Source organism: Pseudomonas amygdali (assembly GCF_002699855.1).
Classification (GTDB): Bacteria; Pseudomonadota; Gammaproteobacteria; order Pseudomonadales; family Pseudomonadaceae; genus Aquipseudomonas; species Aquipseudomonas amygdali.
On record NZ_LKBW01000269.1, the window covers coordinates 19,835 to 39,248 of the forward strand.

Sequence of the window (19,414 nt, forward strand, 5' to 3'; positions counted from 1 at the left end):
GTCAGGGCTCAGCAGTTGAAAGCAACGCATATCGGTCAGGCATAAAAAATGCCGGTCAGCGAACTGACCGGCATTGGTTGTTACCGCAAACAGTACCTGTCAGAACTCGTGATCAGCGTTGTCCGGGTTCAGGTCGGTGATGCCGAGCTTGCCAGCGGCCTGTTCGATAGCCCCCGTCTGTTTGACCAGCGCAGCAATGGCGTCACGCACCACTTGATTGCCTGCCGTGTTGCCGGCAGCGATCAACTGGTCGAAGTGCTCACCCTTGTTGGCGTGATCAACGATGACCTGTAGCTTGGCCTGGGTGTCGTCCAGATCGGCGCGCAAGGTGGCGTCGGTGGCAGGGTCTACCTTGGCAACCAGAGACGAAAGGCTCGGGCCGCTGACTTTGCTGCCATCGGTGCGCGTGTATTCGCCCAGGTAAACGTTGCGAATACCCTTGCCGTTGTAGAAGTGCGAGTTGTGCGTGTTGTCGCTGAAGCAGTCGTGTTCGTCTTCGCTGGAGTTGGCTTCCAGTGCGACTTTCATACGCTCGCCCGCCAGTTCACCCAGCGACAGGCTGCCCATGCCGAAGAGCATTTTGCGCAGACCGCTTTCGCCGGATTCGGCTTCCAGCGTGGCACGGTAGTTGTCGGCAACGCCGGCCTTCCAGTTGCCGGACATTTCTTCCAGATCGCTGACCAGCAGATCGGTAACGGCCTTGAGGTAGGCGCGGCGGCGGTCGTTGTGGCCGCCGGTCGCACCGGCGCCTTCAAGGAATCGCTGACCAGCAGATCGGTAACGGCCTTGAGGTAGGCGCGGCGGCGGTCGTTGTGGCCGCCGGTCGCACCGGCGCCTTCAAGGTAGTCACTGGCTGGACGAGCCCCGGCACCAGGACCGGTGCCGTTCAGGTCCTGGCCCCACAGCAGAAATTCAATGGCGTGGTAGCCGGTAGCAACGTTCGCTTCGGAGCCGCCCAGCTCGTTCAGGCTGGCAAGTTTTTCGGAGGTGATTTCCTTCACGTCGACCTTGTCTTCGCCGACCTGAATTTCGGTGTTGGCGATGATATTGGCAGTCGCGCCAGGGTTGCCCAGCGCGTGCTGGTAATCCTTGGCGACATAGTCGATCAGGCCTTCGTCCAGGGGCCAGGCGTTAACCTGTCCTTCCCAGTCGTCGATGATGGTGTTGCCGAAGCGGAAGACTTCGCTCTGCATGTAAGGCACACGCGCAGCTACCCACGCATCCCGTGCGGCTTTCAAAGTTTCATCGTTGGGTTTTGCCAGGAATGCGTCGACGGCGGTGCTCAGTTTTTTCGCACCAGCTTCGGCGTCGTCGAACACCGCAGACACCATGTTGGCGTAATTCGCGACCACAGCCTTGGCCGCCGCGTCGTCAGTCTGGGAGGCTGCGGCCGGAGCAGGGGCAGCAGGCGTCGCCGCGGGAGTCGCAGGAGCAGCGGCTGGCGCGGGTGCCGGGGCGGCAGCCTTGTCCTTGCCTTCGCCACAACCGGCGAGAGAGATAGCGATGGCCAACAGACTAGCGGTTGCCAGAGGCATACGAATCATGACGGAATCCTGCGTCGATAAAGTTGATGGCGGGGTGCGCCCATAAAATCTGCGACATGATGCGAAAGATTTGCATTCGATGTAAAGGCAAAACGCCTTTGCGGTCGTGTTCAGGTATTCAGCAGGTTGTAACAGTCGGTTTCAAGATGGCTCGAAAGAGCACTGCCGTTCAAAGGCTGGCGGCGTTACGCTCTCTCGACTGTTTCAGGTAGGCCAGCAATTCCCGACCGGGCAGCGGCTTGCTGTACAGGTAGCCCTGGCCTTCGTGACAGCCCTGGGTGACGATATAGGCCTCCTGCTCGAGCGTCTCCACACCCTCGGCGATGACCTGCATGCCAAGGCTTTTACCCAGCTGGATAATGGCCCGCACGATGGTGGCGTCATCGTCGTCGTCAATCAGGTCCTGAACGAAACTCCGGTCGATCTTGATCTTGTCCAGCGGCAGGCTTTTCAGGTAACTCAGCGACGAGTAACCGGTACCGAAATCATCGATGGCGATCAAGGCGCCGGAGCGTCTCAGGCTCAGCAGGTGCTGGGCGGCGGTATTGATATCTTCCATCAGGCCGGTTTCGGTCACTTCCAGTTCCAGGCTGCGCGGTGGCAGGCGGTAGATCTGCAACAGGTTGTTGACCACACGCGGCAGTTCCGCGTGGTGCAGTTGCACGGTCGACAGGTTGACCGCCATGCGCAAGTCGGTGAAGCCTTGATCAAGCCATTCGCGTAACTGGCGGCAGGCCTGATCAAGCACCCATTCGCCGATGGCGATGATGGTGCCATTCTGCTCGGCCAACGGGATGAATACATCTGGCGGCACCAGACCATGCTCTGGATGTTGCCAGCGGATCAAGGCTTCCACGCCAACGATGCGGTGATCGCGATAGCTGATCTGCGGCTGATAGACCAGGTACAACTGATTGCCCGGCAAGGCTTCGCGCAGATCTTTTTCGAGTTCACGACGGCGGCGCATTTCGCTGTCGACGCTGGCGATGTAGAACTGATACCGGTTACGCGAGCGGGCTTTGGCCAGCGTCATGGTCTGTTCAGCTTTTTGCAGCAGTTTCTCGGTGTTGTCGCCGTCTTCGGGAAATAGCGTGATGCCAATGGTCGCTCGTAAGCGGATCTGCTGTTCACCGACTATAAACGGGGCCTCTAGCTCATCCAGAATATTCTGCGCCAGCTCTGCTGCCTCATAGGGTTGCTCGATTTTGGCCTGCACCAGTGCAAACTGATCGCCGCCCAATCGCGCCAGAGCGCCGAGTCGCCCGCTGTGGGCGCGTAGCCGGTCAGCCAGCGCGAGTAACAGTTGATCGCCTGCCTGATAGCTGAACTGTTCGTTGATACCTTTGAAGTCATCCAGGCCAACGCAGAGAATCGCGACCCGGTGCTGCTGACGCCCCGCATCTTCGAGAATTCTGTCCAGACCGATCTGCAACTGAAGCCGGTTGGGCAGGCCGGTCAGGAAATCGTATTGCGCCATGCGCTGCAGATTGTTCTCCGCCTCGTGGCGTAGATAAGTGTGGCGCTCGATGGAGGCCAGCAGCTGGTTGGCGGTATTGACCCAAATCCCCAGTTCGTTTTTCTCGTGGCCTTTGAGCAGTGGCAATTGGTGTTCGCTGGGGCGGTCGGGGTTGATCGCGATCAGATGTTCGATGATTTTCGACAGTGGCCTGGTCAGCAACCAGTGATAGACCAGGTACAACACCAGCCCCATTGCCAATGCACGCAATACACCAGCGATGAAGATGATTGCGGCATTGACCAGAAAGCTTTCGCCGTAATTGGCAGTGTCCAGCGTGATACGCAGGTCGCCGTAATACTCGCTGTAGGGGCTGCGACCGACCAGTTGCGTGGTGAAGCTGCGCTCCTGGCCGAGGATAAGGTCTGTCAGCCAGCGGGTTGGAGAGCTTTTCAGCGGGCGGTCTTTTTCTGCGAGCAGGCTTTCGTTGGGGTGTCCTATCGATGCCATGCGTACCGCGTCGTCCTGAAACAGGCCTTCGATGACCTGCATGCCCATTTCGCGGTCCAGACTGTAAACGGCCTGCGTGGAGGGATCGCGGAACATTCCGAGAATTCGTTCGGCATCGTTCGCCACGGCCTGACGCGTCTTGTAGGCGTCGAAAACGATTTGCGCACAGCTTAGTACGACGCCTACCAGCAGCGCCGAAAGCAGTACGACGCGCAGCAACTTTACCGAAAGGCTATTCTTGAGTTCCAGCTTCAATGGCCGTTCCTTAGTTCGTGTCGGAGGACATATCGCCCCATGACCCTCGAAAAGCCAGATCCGCCCGTCGTGACGTGGTCAGAAACGGTGCGTCTGGCTGATCTTCGCGTTCCTTGCACCTACTGGCCCAAGCCACCTGCGTGTGTCGGGTGGCCAGGTGGGTAACTTGAGCAGAACACTGTAAAGAATTACGTCGTGATGCGAGTCAGCTAGCGTTTCTGACAATACACAAAGTAACAGCGGCAGGCGAAAAAACATTTGCTGTTCACCTGACTGGCAGGTCGAAGTCTGACGCCGTTTATTAAACACGAATCTGGAAAGACTACAGGTGTAAACCTGGAGCATAAAAAACCCGGCGCGAGGCCGGGTTTTTCGATGAGGCTGGAATCAGGCTTCGAATTGCTTGGCCACGAAGTCCCAGTTCACCAGGTTCCAGAACGCTTCTACGTACTTAGGACGCAGATTGCGGTAGTCGATGTAGTAGGCGTGTTCCCACACATCGCAGGTCAGCAGCGGGGTGTCGCCGCTGGTCAGCGGGTTGCCGGCACCGATGGTGCTGGCCAGAGCCAGAGAGCCGTCAGCCTTCTTCACCAGCCAGCCCCAGCCGGAGCCGAATGTGCCGATGGAGGTTTTGCTGAACTCTTCCTTGAACTTGTCGAAGGAACCGAATGCAGTGTTGATCGCCTCGGCCAGAGCGCCGGTAGGCTCGCCGCCAGCGTTAGGGGCCAGGCATTCCCAGTAGAACGTGTGGTTCCAGACCTGAGCGGCGTTGTTGAAGATACCGCCCGAGGAGGTCTTGATGATCTCTTCCAGGGTCTTGCCTTCGAACTCGGTGCCTGGCGCCAGGTTGTTCAGGTTCACGACGTAGGTGTTGTGGTGCTTGTCGTGGTGATATTCCAGAGTCTCCGCAGAAATGTGCGGCACCAGAGCGTCTTTGGCGTAGGGCAGTGGCGGCAATTCAAAAGCCATGGTTTATCTCCTTTCAGGTCAATTGCGGTAATCGCACGGCCGATCACGGGCGGCCAGATACAGCATGCACCGGGAGTTTTACTCTTTTGCGGCGCAGACCCCGGATCATAGCACCGGGTCTGCGGCTTAACCACGCAACAACTGTGTGGGATAGAGGTTCCAACGCGTTTGACCTGGCGCTCATGAAACCGGTCAGGCTGAGCGGATCAACTGAAAGGCCACGCTGAACATCATCACGTCCAGCATACGCCATGTGGCGGGGCGGGCCAGCCAGGGCGCGAGCCATGCCGCACCAAGTGCCAGGCTTGAGAACCACAGCAGCGAGGCGCTGGCAGCACCGGCCACGTACGCCCCCGGCACGTCCTGTTGTGCCCCGAGCGAGCCAATCAGCAGTACGGTGTCCAGATACACGTGCGGGTTCAGCAAGGTAACGGCCAGCGCGCTGAGTAATAAGGGGCGCAACGATCTTTTGCCAACGGCTGCGCTGTGTTCAAGGCTTTGCCGCGAGCAGGCGCGCCGCAATGCCTGCAGGCCATACCAGCTCAGGAATATCACACCGCCCCAGCGCGCTACCGCCAGCAATGTCGGGTTTTGTGCGAGCACATTGGCCAGTCCGAAGACGCCTGCCGCCACCAGAATGGCGTCGCAGACAATGCACAGCAACGCCACGGGCACGTGATGTTCACGGCGCAGGCCCTGAGCGAGTACAAAAGCGTTCTGAGTACCGATAGCCATGATCAGGCCTGCCGCGATCAGCAGGCCATTGAGGTAGCTTTGCCACATAAAGACGTTCCATTGAGCAGATTCAGATGGCGATTCTTATGCGTTGAGCGCTATAAGGAAAACAAATAATGTTCATCGCTCATTAGGGAAACTGATGTTCGACTACAAATTGTTATCTGCATTGGCGGCTGTGATCGAGCAAGCCGGTTTTGAGCGTGCCGCTCAGGTGCTGGGGCTGTCTCAATCTGCGGTTTCGCAGCGCATCAAATTGCTGGAGGCACGCATTGGTCTGCCGGTGCTGGTGCGCGCGACGCCACCGAGCCCGACCGACATCGGACGGCGCCTGCTCAATCACGTGCAGCAGGTCCGGTTGCTGGAGCGCGACTTACAGAGTCAGGTGCCGGCGCTGGATGAAGAGGGCATGCCCGAGCGTCTGCGAATCGCCTTGAATGCCGACAGTCTGGCGACCTGGTGGGCACCGGCCATCGGCGCGTTTTGCACGCAACACCGGCTGTTGCTGGATCTGGTTGTCGAAGATCAGGACGTAGGGCTCAAGCGCATGCGTGCAGGCGAGGTCGCGGCCTGCCTGTGTGGCAGCTAGCGTCCGGTGGCAGGGGCGCGCAGCCAGTTGCTGGGGGCCATGCGCTATCGGGCGCTGGCCAGTCCTTCATTCATCGCCCGCCATTTTCCGCACGGCGTGAGCCCGGCAAATCTGGCCAGATCGGCAGCACTGGTGTACGGGCCGGACGACCTTTTGCAGCATCGTTATCTGGCACTTCTTGGCGTTCAGGACGGCTTCGAGCATCATTTGTGCCCGTCGTCCGAAGGTTTCATACGTATGATCGAGGCCGGGATGGGCTGGGGCCTGGCGCCCGAGTTGCAGGTGCGCGACCAATTGCGCAGCGGCACTCTGCTTGAATTGCTGCCGGAGCGCTGCATCGATGTGCCGCTGTACTGGCACCATTGGCGCAATGGCGGGCAGCTCCTGACCCGGCTTACCGAACATCTTGCGCAACATTCGGCCGATTGGCTGGTGCCGCTGAGCGAGGAATGATCGTCAACATGATCATGTGTAATCCATGCAGGCAGGGTTTTCCCTTTCCTGCAGATGCGTTAACGGAGCGGTAAATGAAGATTCTGGTCACCGGCGCGAGCGGCTTCATCGGCGGACGCTTTGCGCGTTTTGCCCTTGAGCAGGGCATGAGCGTGCGGATCAATGGCTGTCGTGCCGAAGGTGTCGAGCACCTGGTCAGGCGTGGCGCCGAGTTCATCCAGGGCGACCTCGCTGACCCTTATCTGGTGCGGGCGCTGTGCGATGACGTGGAAGCGGTGGTGCACTGCGCAGGCTCCGTCGGCCTGTGGGGACGCCGCCAGGATTTCATGCAGGGCAACGTGCAGCTTACCGAAAACATCGTCGAGGGCTGCCTGAAACAAAGGGTGCGAAGGTTGGTTCATCTTTCGTCGCCCTCGATCTACTTTGATGGAAAATCGCACCGCGGCATCAAGGAAGAGCAGGTGCCCAAGCGTTTCCATAATCACTATGCGGCGACCAAATACCTGGCCGAGCAAAAGGTCTTTGGTGCCGAAGAGTTCGGTCTGGAAGTGATCGCCCTGCGGCCGCGCTTCGTCACTGGCGCGGGCGACAACAGTATTTTCCCGCGTTTGCTGCACATGCAGCGCAAGAAGCGTCTGTCGATTGTCGGCAACGGTTTGAACGTGGTGGATTTCACCAGCATGCACAACCTCAACGAAGCCATGCTGAGCAGCTTGCTGGCAACCGGCTCGGCGCTGGGCAAGGCCTACAACATCAGCAACGGCACGCCGGTCCCGCTGTGGGACGCAATCAATTATGTGATGCGCCAGATGCATCTGCCTCAAGTCACCCGTTATCGTTCATACGGACTGGCCTACAGTGCCGCAGCAATCAACGAGGGTGCCTGCCTGCTGTGGCCGGGCCGACCTGAACCTACCCTGTCAAGAATGGGCATGCAGGTCATGAACAGGGATTTTACGCTTGATATCAGCCGCGCCAGGCATTATCTGGATTATCAGCCTCAGGTCAGCCTGTGGACAGCGCTGGATGAATTCTGTGGCTGGTGGCAGGCACAGCACGCAATCTGAATGCGGTAGTGGCACAGTGAGATTGGTTACGCGCTGTTGTTATACTGCCCGACTTTGGTTTAACAGCTTCCTGAAGGGTTATTCATGCGCAACGATCCATACGACGACGTCGATGACGTTCCCAGCCTGAGCGCCAAGGACGACGATGACGACTTCGCGCCGGGCAATGGTGCACGCGAACGCACCACGGTCTATTCGCGTACCACACCGGTGGTCAAGGTAAAGGGCCCGAGCACCGGACCGCTATGGGCGTTGGTCGGCGCGCTGTTCATTGCCTTTTGCGGTCTGGGCTGGTGGAGCTTTCAGCAGGTCTCCCTCATGGAACAGCAATTGGTGGCCACTCAGGAGAGCTTTGCGCGCATCAGCGAAGAAGCGGCGGGACGCCTGCAGGATATTTCCGGCAAAGTCGTTGCGACCGAGGCGCTGTCCAGCGATGGCGAGGCGCTCAAGCAGCGCATCAAGCTGCTGGAAGCGCAACTGGAAGATCAGGACAAACAGCGCGAGGGCGTTGAAGGCCAGCAGGGCAGTCTCGACAAGCGCCTGGAGCAGATGGCCGCGCAAACCGCCCAGCAGCACAGTGAAAGCGCGCAGTTGCAGGAGCAGCTCAAAAGCGTCGTCGCTGAGCTGACCACGCTGAAAGCCGCGCTGCCCGATCTGAAAACCGCACAGGCCGATCAGGGCAAGCTGGATGCGCAAATCAAAAGCGTGGCAGCCGATGTTGCAACATTGAAGAAACAGGGCAACCCGTCGGCTGCTGTCGAGCGCCTGGAGCAGGACCTGATGGTCCTCAAAAGCGAACAGGAAAACCGCCCGGCCCCTTCAGCAGAGGCCAGTACAGCCGAGTTCGACGCGTTTCGTGCTCAGGTCACCCGCAATATCAATACCCTCACCAGCCAGATCCAGAATCTGTCGCAACAGCTCAACGCGCGTCGTTGAAGGCAAGACTTGCCGGCGGCTGTCCATAGCAGATAGCCGCTGGCAAATTTCCTGACATTTTTTTTTGTACTCGTTAAATAGATATGTACTTGCCAATAGAAGGAAGGCTTACGCTTGCCTGGCTGTTAACTAAATTGGAGTTTCAACAATGAATGGAATCAATGAGATGTACACCGATGCCCCGCAAGAAACGACTGAAAATCACATCCCGGCTGAAGACTCAGACCAGGGAGTAGACGAAGTTTCCAGGACGCCGTTGCCCACTTACGCCGACGTACCGGATTATCCGGAAGATTTGGTACGCCAGCAGGTCAAGCCACCGGTGAAGGTCAAACCGCCTGTAAAGCCACCTGTAAAACCTCCGGTCAAGGGGGCAGGTCCGGTGAAGCCGCCCGTGAGACCGCCCGTGAGACCGCCCGTGAAACCCCCGGTCAAGGTGAAAAAGCCAGTGAGGCCACCTGTAAAACCGCCCGTCAAACCTGTTATCAACCCACCCGTTGCGCAAAAGTTACCGCCAGCCCCTGAGGCACCTTCGCGCCTGGACAAGCTGCTGGCAGTCACAAGCACGGTCACCGGTGTTTTACAACTGCTCCACCCGCTAAACAGTGTCTTCAACCCCGATGGTACGGTCAGTTATCCGAATGGAAGTGTTGCGGCGGCAGATGGCCAGTCCTTGAAGCACACGGATGGCACTGTTCAACACCTGGATGGCCCCACCGTGCATGCCGACGGTTCGGTCGAGCACCCCGGCGGCGATGTTCAACACAAGGACGGCACTTGGGTTATGGCAGATGGCTCTGTCAACTACCCCGACGGTCGCTGGAAGTTACCGGACGGGACTATCACTGATGCCGAAGGCAATGTGCTAGGTACAGTCGGGCCTGAGGCTAAACTGTAACAGTAATAAGTACGGGCGATAAAAAACCCTGGCTCTTACGAGTCAGGGTTTTTTGCTGTTGCAGCGCCGTGTTACAGGCGTGGGTAGTCGATATAGCCGACCGGCCCTTTGCCGTAGAACGTTTCGGGATGCGCTTCATTCAGAGGCGCATCGCTGGCCAGACGCTCAGGCAGGTCCGGGTTGGCAATATAAGGCACACCAAATGCGATAGCGTCGGCCTTGCCTTCTGCCAGCCAGGTATTTGCGGTGTCCTTGGTGAATTTTTCATTGGCGATGTAGACGCCGCCGAAATCCTTCTTCAACTGCGGGCCGAGGCTGTCTTCGGCGTCACGCTCACGGGCACAGATGAACGCGATACCGCGCTTGCCAAGCTCTTTGGCCACGTAGCTGAAGGTTTCAGTGCGGTTAGCATCGCTCATGTCGTGCATGTCGAAGCGAGGCGAAAGGTGTACGCCTACGCGACCAGCGCCCCACACCTCAATGACCGCATCAGTCACTTCCAGCAGCAGACGAGCACGGTTTTCTACCGAACCGCCGTACTCGTCAGTGCGCCGGTTGGAGCCGGTCAGCAGGAACTGTTCCAGCAGGTAGCCGTTGGCACCGTGTACTTCCACGCCGTCGAAGCCCGCAGCCTTGGCGTTTTCCGCACCGACGCGATAGGCCTCGACGATGTCACCGATTTCTGCCAGTTCCAGCGCGCGCGGGGTCGGTAGCGGGGTGATCGGGCGCATCAGGCTGACGTGGCCTTCAGCTGCGATAGCGCTAGGGGCCACCGGAGTTTCGCCGTTCAGGTACGCCGGGTGGGAGATGCGGCCAACGTGCCACAGCTGCAGCACAATCCGGCCACCAGCGGTATGCACGGCCTTGGTGATGTTGCTCCAGCCGCGTACTTGGTCGTTGGACCAGATGCCGGGTGTGTCCGGGTAACCAACACCCATCGGCGTGACCGATGTGGCTTCAGTCAGGATCAGGCCTGCAGAAGCACGCTGCACGTAATACTCGGACATCAATGCATTGGGCACGCGACCTTCGTCGGCGCGGCAGCGCGTCAGTGGCGCCATGATGATGCGGTTTGGCAGTTGCAGATCGCCAATGGTGATCGGGTCAAAGATAGTCGTCATGTGTCGAATCCTCGTGATTGATCAATGTGTAGCAGGTGCCAGATCGGGGTTGCCGGTCTGACGAAAAGTAATCAGTTTGATCAGCAGCGCGAGCACTGCCAGCATGGCAGCGGCCAGCGGTACGCTGGTCAGGCCCAGGCCGTGGGCGATGACGCTGCCACCGACCCAGGCACCAAGCGCGTTGCCCACGTTGAAAGCGCCGATGTTCAGGGTTGAAACCAGGTTGGGCGCGGCTTTGCCGAAGGTCACCACGTTGATCTGCAGAGCCGGGACGGCGGCAAAGGCAGCGACCGCCCAGAGGAACAGGGTGATTTCAGTCGGGATCAGCGCGGCGCTGGTCCAGCTGAGAGCGGTTGAGATCACCGCCATCGAGACGAACACGGCAATCAGCGTGGATGACACACGGCGGTCGGCCATCTTGCCGCCAATCACGTTACCTGCGGTCAGGCCCAGGCCTATCAACAGCAGGGTCCAGGTCACGCCCTTGGGCGATACGCCGGTGACTTCGCCGAGCAGCGGGGCAATGTAGGTGAACAGGGTGAACATGGACGCTGAAAACAGCGCGGTCATGGTCAGCGACAGCCAGATACCGGCACCTTTCAGTGCGGCCAGTTCGGCGCGCATGTCGAGCTTTTCTTCATTGCGATTGGTCGGCAGAAAGCGGATCAGGCCGATCAGCGCAATCACGCCGATGACTGTTACCGCCCAGAAGGTCGAGCGCCAGCCTGCGTATTGACCCAATGCAGTACCCAAAGGCACGCCCAGCACGTTGGCCAGGGTCAGACCGGTGAACATCAACGCTACTGCCGAAGCGCGGCGATTGGCAGGCACCAGCCCAGCAGCAACTACTGAACCGATGCCGAAGAACGCACCATGACACAGCGCTGTAACCACGCGGGCGAACATCAATACGTTGTAGTCACTGGCCAGTGCGCAGAGCAGGTTGCCGATGATGAAAATGCCCATCAGCGTGACCAGCGCAGCCTTGCGTGGCAGTTTTGCCGTGGCCATGGCCATGAACGGAGCGCCGACGGCCACGCCCAGCGCATAGCCGGTGACCAGCCAGCCTGCGCCGGGGATGGATACACCAAGGTCAGCCGCCACATCGGGCAGCAGGCCCATGATGACGAATTCGGTGGTGCCGATGGCAAAGGCGCTCAGGGCCAGAATAAGTAGCGAAAGAGGCACGGGGCAGCTCCTGGTAAACGTTGGAAAATCAGGTCGGGTTGTTCAGCTCTTCAACCAGCGCCTGAACGAATGCCTGTATGACTTCTTCGTTGCGTCTGAAGAAATGCCATTGGCCAACCTTCTTGCTGCTGATCAGGCCAGCGCGTTGCAAGGTCGCCAGATGGGCCGAGACAGTGGATTGGGACAATCCTGCACGCTGATCGATCTGTCCGGCGCACACGCCGTGTTCAATCGAGTATTGCTGAGCAGGAAAGCTCGCGCGGGGGGCCTTCAACCAGGTCAGGATTTCTCGGCGGACCGGATGGGCCAGGGCTTTTATTATGTCGTCGAGGTCGATAGGCATGTCGTTCTCACAGGCGGTGTAGCGATATATCGCGATAGGGCGAACCTTATATCTGTATTTCGCGATATACAAATATGATTTTGTGCTTAGGACTGGCAAAATCGCTATATCGGGTTATATCGATATATAGACCTCGGCCTTGAAAGCGGCGTAGGCTTGCAGGCATGAACTATCTGGCACATCTTCATCTCGGCGGGCATCGGCCTGCTCAATTGCTTGGCAGCCTGTATGGCGACTTCGTCAAAGGTCCGCTGTCGGGACGTTTTCCTGCAGAGCTTGAAGCGGCCATTCGGCTGCATCGCAGCATTGACGCTTTCACTGACAGCCACCCGCTGATCAAGGCTTCCATTGCCCGCTTTCCATCCCAGCGGCGACGCTATGCAGGCATTATGCTCGACGTCTTTTTCGATCATTGTCTGGCTCGCGACTGGCATTGCTATGCCGATCTGCCGCTGGACGTATTCACTGGCAAAGTCTATGGCACGCTGGCCGCCGAGCCGCAATTGCCCGAGCGGCTCGCATTGATCGCGCCGCGCATGGCCGCGCAGGACTGGCTGGGTTCGTATCGGAATTTCGACGTGCTGGGGCAAGTGCTGAGCGGGATATCGCGACGCTTGTCACGGCCCGAAGGGCTGGCAGGCGGCATGCAGGAACTGCAGGCGCTTTACCAGCCCTTGAGTGCGGATTTCGCCGAGTTCTATCCGCTATTGGAGGATTTTGCTCAGGCTGCCCTGGCCGAGCGCGAAGCCACTTCGCTCGGCTGAGCAGGCTCGCCGGATACTTGTTTACCGATCACTGACTCCCCCGTGACAGGTTCACCGAACAGCGCCACCTGAACGGCTTGCTGGGCCTTGAACGCCAGTGCAGCGCGCTCCTGATCCGCCGTCGGAATCGGGGTCAGCAGGTGGATGTGCACATCGCTCTGCTCATTGGCGAACAACCGGCGCAAATGGGACAGCAAATCGTCGTCGCCAATGAACGGGGCAATCGGGTCCGGTTTACCGTCACGCGAGTAACCGATGGCCACTGGCTGGATCGGCACGCCGACTTCAATGGCACTGGACAGCAGACGCCCGTGGAAGGTGCGCAGGCTTCTGCCATCGGTGGTGGTGCCTTCCGGGAAGATCAGCAGTGCATTGCCTTGTTGCAGGTGATTGCACATCTGCTTTTGAATCAGACGGCTGTCGCCCGACCCGCGACGAATGAACAGCGTACCTGCCTTCAGTGCCAGCCAGCCCGCTACCGGCCAGGTCCGGACTTCGGCCTTCGACAGAAACGACAACGGTGCCAGCATGCCCAGCAGGGCGATGTCGGTCCACGACACATGGTTACTGACCCACAGCATGGGCTGGGTTGGCAACTGACCTGTCACGGTGACGCGAAACGGCAGGGCATTGGTCAGGCGCGCCATGAACCAACGGCTCCAGCGCTGCCTGCGCTCCATCGACCCACCGATTCTGGTGCGTTCCAGAACCGCGAACGCTCCGGCAATCGTCAAGCCGAGCGCCACGACCAGCAGCACCCGGACTACGCGGGCATAGCCGCGTGCCCGGCTCATCACACGGCCGCCTTGAAGTGGCGGGCGTAACGCGGGCACAGATCGTCGCGCTTGAGCAGGATGAAGACGTCGGCGACCTGGAAATCTTCGTCCCAGCAAGGTTCGCCACAGATCTTGGCACCCAGGCGCATGTAAGCCTTGAGCAGTGGCGGCATCTCGCAGATCACATTGCTCGGGATATCGAGCGTCGGCAGCGGGTTTTTCGGCTCGGCGCGCAAGTGTTCGTTGCACAGGTAGCGCTCGCGCAGGCGTTGCATGATCGCGTGCGCCTGAATGCCGCCGTCGTGCATCGGGATGCTCGCGCAGCCCATCAGGTAGCTGTAGCCGCCTTCGTTCAGCACCTCGGCCAGCTCGCTCCACAACACCGCGATGGTGCCACCGTTGCGGTAGGCCGGGTCTACGCAGGTACGGCCCAGCTCAAGAATCGGACCCTGCAGATGAACCAGACCGTGCAGGCTGAATTCTTCTTCACTGTAGAAACGCCCCAGCGTGCTGGCGGCCTTGTGGTCGAGCAGCCGGGTAGTGGCAACCAGACGCCCGGTGTTCAGGTCACGCACACCAATGTGCGAGCAGTGAACATCGTAATCGTCGATATCCAGGCCTTGTTCAGCACCGTTGAGACGGGCGTTGAATTCTTCGCTGAACACACTGAAACGCAACGCCTGTGCTTCCTGCAAGGCGCTCGCTCCAATCAGGCGCTCGGCCTGAAGACGACGTTCAGAAGTGTTGTCACGAATGCGGGCGATCTGGGTCATACGAATCTCCATGAGCCAGCCATGCAGAGTTTGGCTGGTTGACTGATTTGTCCAGGCGCTTTGCCGTACTTGCAGGCTAGGGAGATGGCGTGTCATGCCTGTGAAGCTTTGGTGATGGTTGTGTGACGGGCAACGCTGTGGGCATTTCCACGCTGGTGGAGCGTGAGGAACGAGCGTCGTACAAAGGACCACTATCGTGCCTGTGCTCCGCGTGGGTATGCCGTTCTGGACGCTCTACGTCCTGTCCCGGGGTAATGGCTGACTGTCATGAGGCCCCGATACGGTATGCGGATTACTCTGTAGAGGCCCTGTCATGCCGCGTAGATTTGTCCGCCTGTGTCTGGTTCTGATTCTGGGCTTCAGTGCCCAGGGCGTCGTTGCTCAAACATGGCCGACGGAGCAATGGTCTTCTCAGCCTGCGCCGCGATCTGCGGCCATCGAAGAACTCGAGGCCTACGCCTTCCCAGCTCGCGACGACGCCACGCGCAAGGGCGTACGCACCGATGCGCTGCTGGTGATTCGTGATGGCGAAGTCGTCTATGAGCGCTATGCCGGAGTGACCACCGCGCAAACCCCGCACCTGACCTGGTCGATCAGCAAGAGCGTAATGGCGACAGTGCTGGGCGTGGCGCTTACCGAAGGGCGTTTTCAACTCAATGATCCGGTGGCGAAGTTCTACGCGCCGTTCAAGGCGCACCCCGATATCGCCATCAAAGACCTGATGCACTGGGCTTCGGGGCTGAATTGGCAGGAAGATTACGAATATGCACCGCTTAACTCTTCCGTAGTCGCCATGCTCTACACCCGTGGGCGTGACGACATGGCGCGCTTCACCGCCGAGCACCGCGCAGCCAAATCCCCCGGCAAGGCGTACCTGTATTCCAGCGGCGACAGCACGGTTCTGGCTGCTGCATTGAAAAATATCGTCGGGCCACAGGCGTATGCGGATTATCCGTGGACCGCACTGTTCGACCCGCTTGGCATTCGCAGTGCCGTCTGGGAAACCGATGGCGTGGGTACATTTGTAGGGTCGTCCTATGCCTACATGACCGCCCGCGACCTGGCGCGCATCGGCTTGCTGATGCAGCGCGGCGGGCAATGGCAGGCTCGGCAGTTGCTCAACAAGGAGTGGATGGACTTCGTGTTGACGCCGTTTGCAGGCGAGCAGATAGATGCCAACGTCGAAGTCCCTGGCGGCCAATGGTGGCTCAATCGAACTGCCGATGGCGGCAGGGGGCCGTGGCCGGATGCGCCCCCTGATACCTTTGCCGCACTGGGCCATTGGGGGCAGGCGCTGTACGTGATCCCTGACCGGAAGCTGGTGATCGTGCGCTATGCCGATGACCGCGACGGTAGTTACGACCACAATCAGATGCTCAAGCGCATACAGGCAGCCTTTGGCAAGGAGGGCGGGCAATGAGCAGTCGTCGAATGTTCATCCTGCGTCGACCCTTCAGCAGCCTGCTGTTGCTGATCCTTGCTGCGCTCGCGGTACTTGCCTGGCAGTACCGCGTTAACCTGCAGGCATTCCCCACCATCATCAGTGCCTACACCGCCAAGGAATACTGCTCGTGCAGGTACGTCATGAACAACCCCGAGGCGTATTGCCTGGGCTACGTCAAACAGTACGTGCCTGGCACGCTGATCGACGACAGCAGCCAGAAAAAGGTCATTGCCAACGGCCTTGGGCGAACCAGCAGTGCGTCGTGGCAGGGTGAGCGGCAAGGCTGCCGACTGTTGCCGTCCGAGCCTTGATGGATTGCTGCCGAACGTCGTGGTTTGCCAGAGGTCAGACAGGCGGATAAGGTAGCCCTCAATTGCACGTCTGGAGTCTGCATGCTCACTATGAATCGCCTGCTGCTGGTCATGCTGGCCGCAGTGGCGTTACCTGCCCATGCGAACTGGTATCTGGATAATGAGTCGTCGCGGCTCTCGTTCACGTCAACCAAAAATGCCGATATTGCCGAGGTGCATCGCTTCCTTGTGCTGCATGGCAAGGTCGACCCCAAAGGGCTGGCTGAGGTGGAAGTCGAAACGGAGTCCATTAGCACCGGTATTCCCCTGCGTGACGAGCGCCTGCGGGAGCAGGTGTTTCAGGTACGCAAGTTTCCCGCTGCGCAGATCAATGCCCAGCTCGACATGCGCCCGATCAATAACCTTGCCCCCGGCGCGCAACTGGAATTGCGTTTACCACTGACCGTCAGCCTGCGCGGCAAGAGTCACAGCTATAACGCCGAACTGCTGGCGACGCGCCTAGACGAGCGCCGCTTTCAGGTTGTGACGCTCGAACCGCTGGTGATTCATGCTCAGGACTTCGATATGGTTTCGGACTTCAATGCCCTGCGCAGCGCGGCAGGCTTGTCGGCGGTCAGTCTGTCAGTCCCGGTCGGGGCTGTCCTGATCTTCACGGCGCGCTGATATGAACGGTGCGATTTTTCCGTGGCGTGAAAACAACCGCTTTCAATTGCTGATCGACGGTCCTGCGTTCTTCCCGCGCATGATTGCAGCCATTGACCGGGCCGAGCAGCAGGTTGACCTGGAGCTGTACCTGGTCGAAGCCGGGGCCTGCGCCGATGCCATCGTGCGGGCGCTGGTCGAGGCGGGCAGGCGTGGTGTGATCGTGCGCTGCCTGTTCGACGACTTCGGTTCAAAAGCCTTCGACGCCGGCCTGCGCAAGCAACTGACCGATGCCGGTGTGATTCTGCGTTTCTACAACCCAATTCACTGGCGACGCGGCGTGCGCAACTTCTACCGCGACCATCGCAAATTGCTGGTGGTCGACAAGACGCTGGCGGTGGTCGGCGGTACGGGTGTAACCGATGAATTCTGGGAGCCAGACAAGGATGTCAGCCAATGGCACGAAGTGATGGTGGAAATCACCGGGCCGCTGGTTCTTGACTGGCAAGCGTTGTTCAACCGGCAGTTTCACGCCAATGCCCGACGTTTCGCCTGGCGCCCGAAAGAAAACTTCGGTCTGGATCATCTGCCCACCGCCCCGGCAGCCGATGAAGGCCTTGGCCGTGTGGCGTACGCCGACTCTCGCCAGCACCGCGACATTCTGCAATCGCTGGTGCGCACGCTGAACACCGGGCAAAAGCGCATCTGGCTGGCAACCCCCTACTTTCTACCCACCTGGAAAGTCCGCCGCGCCTTGCGCAGGGCAGCGTCGCGCGGCGTCGATGTACGTTTGCTGCTGACCGGGCCACGCACCGATCACCCGTCCGTACGCTACGCCGGTCACCGTTACTACCCGCGCTTGCTGCGGGCCGGGGTCAAGGTCTTCGAATACCAGCCGTGTTTTCTGCACTTGAAAATGGTCCTGATCGACGACTGGGTGAGCATCGGTTCGTGTAACTTCGACCACTGGAACCTGCGCTTCAACCTGGAAGCCAACCTCGAAGCCCTCGACCCAGGGCTGACCCGCGATGTGGTCGCCAGTTTCGAAAAAGACTTCGCCCTGAGCGCCGAAACCACACTGGCAGACTGGAAGGCCAGACCACTGTGGCGACGCGTCAAACAGCGCTTGTGGGGGTGGATCGACCGGCTGGTGGTGAACCTGCTGGATCAGCGTAATTGAGGTGTACGCGGGGCCGAGCGTGGCCCCGGGTTGTCATCTGGTCAAACGATGCATTCCAGTGAGCGGTCAACCATGGCTTTGGCCATCTCGGCCATGTGCAGCACCGAAAACGCCAGATCACGGCTGGTGCCCTGAGTGCTGTCGCCGGACTCATAGGCCGTCGTGATGATGCAGCGCAGCAGATCCGAAGCGTAGTTGAGCGCTTCTTCCTGGCTGACGGATGCGTTGACGGTGAACAGGGCGGTGGGCGGGTCGGGGACGATTTTATGGGGCATGTTTGCAACTCCTGATCATTGAAGGAGCCGCCCTGTTCGCTACCAAACGATCAGGGTGGCGGCCGTACGCAGGTTGGTAGACCGGTGACCAGGCAAGCCGGTGCGTCCGAAAACGCCAAGCGCACGGCCACCATAAACGCAGGCCGTAAGAATGCGCCCTGTAGAAGGTGGCGCATTGCGCACAGGTCACTCAGGTCTACCAAACCTGATCGCTGATTGGGCAGCGACCGTTGAAGGCTAGAGACCTGAATAGCCAAGCGCAAGAGGCCGGGATTTTCTCGGAAATTTCCTTCAAATGGAAGGGAGGTGTCCTGCGGCTAATTCTTACAAGAGTTATCGAAAAAGGTTTTCTGAGGATGTTCGCCGTATAGGCGGGGAAGTGACTGGCGCTGTTTATCAGTATCTCAGCAAGCAGTACATCACCGAGGGGGAGACGTTAAAAAGCTATCGGATTACATTGAGTCAGCATGGTGTGTCTCCGCCCTACAGATAATGTGCGGAGTAGAGTACTTGCAATGAAAATAGCCTGTGCAGCGTTTGCTGGACAGGCTTGAAGCGCGGAGGGGTAGTTAAGGCTTTTTGATATTCTGCATGTAGGTCTGATTCGGGTGAGTCACGACCTTTTTCGTCAACGCGTCCAGTTCCTTGCTGTGATACATGTCCAGGCATTTCAGCAGGTCGAATTTTATTCCCTTTATCTGGGATTCGGCCAAAGGGTTTGTGTAGTCTCTGGCGAGGTATTTTTCAACCAATGCCTTGACCGCAAGGGGGCTTTTTTCCATGTTATAGTAGGTCCAGTCACGCATCGCGCTGACACTACTGCCCGCGTCAATGCCGACGTTCACATCATATTTATAAGCGGTGGTTATGCAGGTGGCGAGGGCCATGTCCTTGTAGTTTTTTTCAAAGGTTCTGTACATTCCTTCAGGCGATGATGTTGGTGTATAGGCAAAACAATTGGATGTTGCTAGCACGACGAATATTTTCGTGGCTGCAAGAAATAGCCTCATGGCACTTTGCTCCTTGTGTTGCTTGGTATTATTTATAGTCTTGTATGTCGGTGTGCGTAGGATCGAGACTGTCAGAAATTTTGTGTTCGGGCATAACATGTAGCTAGAGGTGCATGTATGCCGACCAAAAAGAAGTCCGCCAATGCAACAGCGAGGGAGTTGCCCTCGATTCCCC

The 19,414-nt window shown here is 58.9% G+C and carries 18 protein-coding genes and 2 pseudogenes; 9 read left to right on the forward strand and 11 right to left on the reverse strand.

The window, feature by feature from the left end:
- Positions 1 to 99: 99 nt before the first annotated feature.
- The 4 genes and pseudogenes from AO277_RS17975 to AO277_RS17990 form a co-directional block, all read right to left on the reverse strand.
- A pseudogene (locus AO277_RS17975) lies at positions 100 to 1,544 on the reverse strand (imelysin family protein).
- Positions 1,545 to 1,713: 169 nt separating this feature from the next.
- On the reverse strand, positions 1,714 to 3,765 hold the full coding sequence (locus AO277_RS17980) for a putative bifunctional diguanylate cyclase/phosphodiesterase (protein WP_005734694.1): 2,052 nt from the start codon (positions 3,763 to 3,765) through the stop codon (positions 1,714 to 1,716).
- A 387-nt stretch (positions 3,766 to 4,152) separates the two neighbouring features.
- A complete protein-coding gene (locus AO277_RS17985) occupies positions 4,153 to 4,734 on the reverse strand; it encodes a superoxide dismutase (protein ID WP_044318501.1) in 582 nt (193 codons plus the stop codon).
- Positions 4,735 to 4,926: 192 nt separating this feature from the next.
- Positions 4,927 to 5,517, reverse strand: a complete 591-nt coding sequence (locus AO277_RS17990) for a LysE/ArgO family amino acid transporter (protein ID WP_044318502.1) — start codon at positions 5,515 to 5,517, stop codon at positions 4,927 to 4,929.
- Between the two features lie 94 nt (positions 5,518 to 5,611).
- On the opposite strand from AO277_RS17990, the pseudogene AO277_RS17995 reads away from it, so the two are divergent.
- The 4 genes and pseudogenes from AO277_RS17995 to AO277_RS18010 all read left to right on the forward strand — a co-directional run bounded on the left by AO277_RS17995 (position 5,612) and on the right by AO277_RS18010 (position 9,412).
- Positions 5,612 to 6,511: pseudogene (locus AO277_RS17995) on the forward strand (LysR family transcriptional regulator ArgP).
- A gap of 74 nt (positions 6,512 to 6,585) precedes the next feature.
- A complete protein-coding gene (locus AO277_RS18000; protein WP_044318503.1) occupies positions 6,586 to 7,578 on the forward strand; it encodes an NAD-dependent epimerase/dehydratase family protein in 993 nt (330 codons plus the stop codon).
- 84 nt (positions 7,579 to 7,662) lie between these two features.
- The gene (locus AO277_RS18005) at positions 7,663 to 8,514 is read left to right on the forward strand and encodes an ATPase (RefSeq protein ID WP_044318504.1); all 852 of its coding nucleotides are present in this window, start codon (positions 7,663 to 7,665) and stop codon (positions 8,512 to 8,514) included.
- A gap of 166 nt (positions 8,515 to 8,680) precedes the next feature.
- On the forward strand, positions 8,681 to 9,412 hold the full coding sequence (locus AO277_RS18010; RefSeq protein WP_099259087.1) for a hypothetical protein: 732 nt from the start codon (positions 8,681 to 8,683) through the stop codon (positions 9,410 to 9,412).
- Positions 9,413 to 9,483: 71 nt separating this feature from the next.
- On the opposite strand, the gene AO277_RS18015 is transcribed toward AO277_RS18010, so the two are convergent.
- From AO277_RS18015 to AO277_RS18025, 3 genes are read right to left on the reverse strand one after another with little or no spacing between them, the layout of a single operon-like run.
- Entirely contained in the window at positions 9,484 to 10,533 is a 1,050-nt protein-coding gene (locus tag AO277_RS18015) for an alkene reductase (protein WP_044318506.1), read from the reverse strand.
- Between the two features lie 21 nt (positions 10,534 to 10,554).
- Positions 10,555 to 11,721 carry an MFS transporter gene (locus tag AO277_RS18020; RefSeq protein ID WP_044318507.1) on the reverse strand — a complete coding sequence of 389 codons (1,167 nt, stop codon included), beginning with the start codon at positions 11,719 to 11,721 and terminating at the stop codon, positions 10,555 to 10,557.
- 28 nt (positions 11,722 to 11,749) lie between these two features.
- Positions 11,750 to 12,064: an ArsR/SmtB family transcription factor gene (locus AO277_RS18025; RefSeq protein WP_044318508.1), complete on the reverse strand. Its 315-nt coding sequence runs from the start codon at positions 12,062 to 12,064 to the stop codon at positions 11,750 to 11,752.
- A 164-nt stretch (positions 12,065 to 12,228) separates the two neighbouring features.
- Between AO277_RS18025 and AO277_RS18030 the strand changes: the two genes are divergently transcribed.
- On the forward strand, positions 12,229 to 12,828 hold the full coding sequence (locus tag AO277_RS18030) for an acyl carrier protein phosphodiesterase (RefSeq protein ID WP_002554998.1): 600 nt from the start codon (positions 12,229 to 12,231) through the stop codon (positions 12,826 to 12,828).
- Here AO277_RS18030 and AO277_RS18035 read toward each other — a convergent pair.
- Entirely contained in the window at positions 12,786 to 13,622 is an 837-nt protein-coding gene (locus AO277_RS18035) for a lysophospholipid acyltransferase family protein (protein WP_044318509.1), read from the reverse strand. The two genes, AO277_RS18030 and AO277_RS18035, sit on opposite strands and share 43 nt — an antisense overlap.
- Positions 13,622 to 14,377, reverse strand: coding sequence for an L-ornithine N(alpha)-acyltransferase (gene olsB, locus AO277_RS18040; protein ID WP_005734685.1), 756 nt, complete (start codon positions 14,375 to 14,377; stop codon positions 13,622 to 13,624). The genes AO277_RS18035 and olsB overlap by 1 nt, the downstream gene beginning before the upstream one ends.
- Before the next feature lie 313 nt (positions 14,378 to 14,690).
- On the opposite strand from olsB, the gene AO277_RS18045 reads away from it, so the two are divergent.
- The 4 genes from AO277_RS18045 (at position 14,691) to AO277_RS18060 (ending at position 17,954) form a co-directional block, all read left to right on the forward strand.
- Entirely contained in the window at positions 14,691 to 15,797 is a 1,107-nt protein-coding gene (locus AO277_RS18045; RefSeq protein WP_044318510.1) for a serine hydrolase domain-containing protein, read from the forward strand.
- Complete coding sequence (locus tag AO277_RS18050) at positions 15,794 to 16,132, forward strand: hypothetical protein (RefSeq protein ID WP_002554994.1); 339 nt, start codon at positions 15,794 to 15,796, stop codon at positions 16,130 to 16,132. Before AO277_RS18045 ends, AO277_RS18050 begins: the two co-directional genes overlap by 4 nt.
- An 81-nt stretch (positions 16,133 to 16,213) precedes the next feature.
- Positions 16,214 to 16,795 (forward strand): YceI family protein, encoded by a 582-nt coding sequence (locus tag AO277_RS18055; protein ID WP_002554993.1) that lies wholly within the window; start codon positions 16,214 to 16,216, stop codon positions 16,793 to 16,795.
- A gap of 1 nt (position 16,796) precedes the next feature.
- Positions 16,797 to 17,954: a phospholipase D-like domain-containing protein gene (locus AO277_RS18060; protein ID WP_044318511.1), complete on the forward strand. Its 1,158-nt coding sequence runs from the start codon at positions 16,797 to 16,799 to the stop codon at positions 17,952 to 17,954.
- Between the two features lie 41 nt (positions 17,955 to 17,995).
- Here AO277_RS18060 and AO277_RS18065 read toward each other — a convergent pair whose 3' ends face one another.
- The gene (locus AO277_RS18065; protein WP_002554991.1) at positions 17,996 to 18,229 is read right to left on the reverse strand and encodes a DUF6124 family protein; all 234 of its coding nucleotides are present in this window, start codon (positions 18,227 to 18,229) and stop codon (positions 17,996 to 17,998) included.
- A 569-nt stretch (positions 18,230 to 18,798) separates the two neighbouring features.
- Complete coding sequence (locus tag AO277_RS18075; RefSeq protein ID WP_002554990.1) at positions 18,799 to 19,239, reverse strand: type VI secretion system amidase immunity protein Tai4; 441 nt, start codon at positions 19,237 to 19,239, stop codon at positions 18,799 to 18,801.
- Positions 19,240 to 19,414 lie beyond the last annotated feature (175 nt).